This window comes from Accumulibacter sp. (genome assembly GCF_031732815.1).
Lineage (GTDB): Bacteria > Pseudomonadota > Gammaproteobacteria > Burkholderiales > Rhodocyclaceae > Accumulibacter.
The window spans coordinates 1-2,582 of record NZ_JAVMKF010000288.1 but is presented as its reverse complement, the minus strand read 5'-3'; the positions used below and the strand labels follow the sequence as shown (position 1 = coordinate 2,582).

Genomic DNA, 2,582 nt, shown 5'->3' with positions numbered 1-2,582 from the left:
GCGCGTCTACGTCGCCGTGGGCTTCCCCTGGGCGGAGGAATCGCTCGCCGCCGGGAAAGCGCAGCTCCATGAACTTGTCGTCCGTGGCATCGCGGATTTCCTGCCCGATGAGGTGATCGCGGTAAAGCTCCCGCCGGGTCAGTTCTTCGAGTTTGTCGAGCGGCGCGACGGTGACCGTCTGCCGGGCGACGCCGTGGGCCGTGGCGACGTCCACTTCCACTCGGGCGCCGACCACGCTCCTGCCACGGGATATCGGCGCGATGAAGCGCACGTATGGCTTGTTGTGCCCGCTTTGCAGCGAGGCCGCCGCCACTTCGATCTGCTTCACCAGCTTGCGTTCGTAGGCATCCACCGCATCGAGCCTGAAGAGCATGTGGTGAGCGTGCTTGGGCGTTGCCGAGTAGCGTAGGTTGCACAGCGGATTCATCCGCTCCATCGCCTGTCTGCCCTTGCCGTCTAGGCCGCCTTCGACGCTCTGCGGTTCGTCGACGATGAGGATCGGGCGTGTCGCGCGGATCAGGTCGATCGGCTTCTCACCGCCGGTCTTCTCGCTGGCGCGATACATCACGTTCTTCGATTTCTCGCGGCGCAACGTTTCGTTCGTTTCCTCCACCTGTGCCAGATGCTCGTCGCCGAACTTGTTGATCGCACCGACCGTCATCACCATGATCTGGATCTGGGGGCTGGTGGCAAAGTTGCGCACTTGGCCGAGCTTTGCCGAGTCGTAAATGAAGTGGTCGAACGGTGCGCCGGCGTAGAGTCCCTTGAGGTGCGCTGCTGCCGTCCGGATGGTGTGGTAGACGCCTTCCTTGATGGCCACAGAGGGCACGATGATGATGAACTTGGTGAAGCCGTAGCGTTTGTTCAGCTCGAAGATGGTTCGCAGGTAGACGTAGGTCTTGCCGGTGCCGGTCTCCATCTCGACGGTGAAATGGAAGTCGCGCGAGGCAAGCGAGGGGGAAGGCGCAAGGCCGTGGCGAAGCTGGACGGCGTGCAGGTTGGCCAGCACCTCGTCATCGGGCAGCGAGAGGCGGTTGCCGATGCCGAGGTCGTTCTCGAACATCGCCATTTGCCTGCTGGCCGCATCGCGCGTGACGGTAAACTCGGTCCGGCAGGTCTCCTGCCCGTGAAACAGGTCGCACACCGCATCGATGGCCTGGAGCTGATAATCCAGGTCGGGCTCGAAATGAAGCTTCATTGCGCCCTTTCGGCATCCAGAGGCGCGACCCAACCGTGTTGCGTCAGTACGTTCACGGCGATACCGATCTGGCGCGGTGAGAATTGCCGCTGTTTTCGTGCATTCCAGGCATGGGTGCGGGCGACGACTTCTTCGCGGGTGTGTGCGGCTTCATGGTGCATGACCCAATGCACGGTAGACAGAAGCTCCAACCCGAAAGGCGACTCGAAGCCATCGACCAGCGCAGCCACCCGGTCGAAGCGGGCGCGTGTGGCGTCGTGTTGCGCGAGGAAGTCGGTCGCCTCGCCGATGGCTCCGGGAACCAGCGTCAACGGTTTGTCCGGCGTGTCGCCGCCGTCGGCGTATCCAGAAAGGAGGTGTCCCTCGACGGCGCGCAATACATGGCCCAGATTCTCCGCGTAAGGACCGTAGTGCCCCGGCGTGAATCGCAGCCGCAAAGGCTCACCTGCTTCCTGCATGAAATACATCAGCTTGTGGACCTCCAGCAGGGTGATGAAGGGGTCCAGCAGCCCGCGGAGATAGCGGTGCGTCAGCTCGACCAGTACCGCACGGCCAGGGGACATGGCGGGGGCTGCGTGGCGGTGCGTCATCGTGTCAGGCAGCGGCGGCGCCTGTCCCGGCGCATAGACGCGCACGCTGACGTCGCCGAGCGGCCGCAGGGCCGCTTCGATGCGTGGTCTGACCTGCGCCCAGTCGAGCCCACCCAGCCCGCTGCCGAGCGGCGGGATGGCGACCGAGCGAATCTGCTTCTCGCGAATGACCTGCGACAGGGTCGCTAGCCCCGCCTCGATGTCCTCGATGCGGCTCTTGCCGCGCCAATGGCGTTTGGTCGGAAAGTTGATGATGTAGCGCGGCGGGGCTAGCTGTCCGGTTTCGAACACGAACATCTTTCCCGGCTGTACCTCGGCGCGCCGGCAGGCCGCCGCGTAGGCGCTGAAGTTCTCGGGGAAGGCTTCCTTGAACTGCAACGCGATGCCGCGGCCCATCACGCCGACACAGTTTACGGTGTTGACCAATGCGTCGGCTTCGTCCCGCAGCAGGTTGCCCTCTCTATATTCGATCACTGTTTTCCTCCGCAATCAGTAATACCAGCCGGGCAGGACTTGGACGAGCGGTCGATGGTCGTTCGCAGGCAGCGCCTGCACCACCCGCTGATGGATCGCTTGCGAATGGACCCCGATACGCTCGACGAGTTGCCACGGAAAAAGACGTTCGAGCAGGAACTCGGCCTGCTTGCCTTCCTTGCACTGCTGCCAGTTCGTTGCGTAAACGGCGCGCCAGTCGATCTCGTGCAAATGGGCGAGATCCCTGCGGTCCTCGAAATAGTACGAGCCCGCGTTTGACAGCGTGAAAGCCCAACGCTGGCCGTGCTCGTTGGCCCAGG

The 2,582-nt window shown here is 63.4% G+C and carries 3 protein-coding genes; all 3 read right to left on the bottom strand.

The genetic code is table 11. The features are described 5' to 3' along the window. The coding region (locus tag RKP46_RS16555) for a DEAD/DEAH box helicase family protein (RefSeq protein WP_311107640.1) at positions 1 to 1,198 on the bottom strand (1,198 nt) is incomplete at its 3' end. Further along, positions 1,195 to 2,262, bottom strand: a complete 1,068-nt coding sequence (locus RKP46_RS16550; RefSeq protein ID WP_311107639.1) for a macro domain-containing protein — start codon at positions 2,260 to 2,262, stop codon at positions 1,195 to 1,197. The genes RKP46_RS16550 and RKP46_RS16555, both read right to left, overlap by 4 nt. Before the next feature lie 15 nt (positions 2,263 to 2,277). Beyond that, positions 2,278 to 2,582: DUF4433 domain-containing protein (locus RKP46_RS16545; protein WP_311107638.1), on the bottom strand; the 305-nt coding region annotated here is incomplete at its 5' end.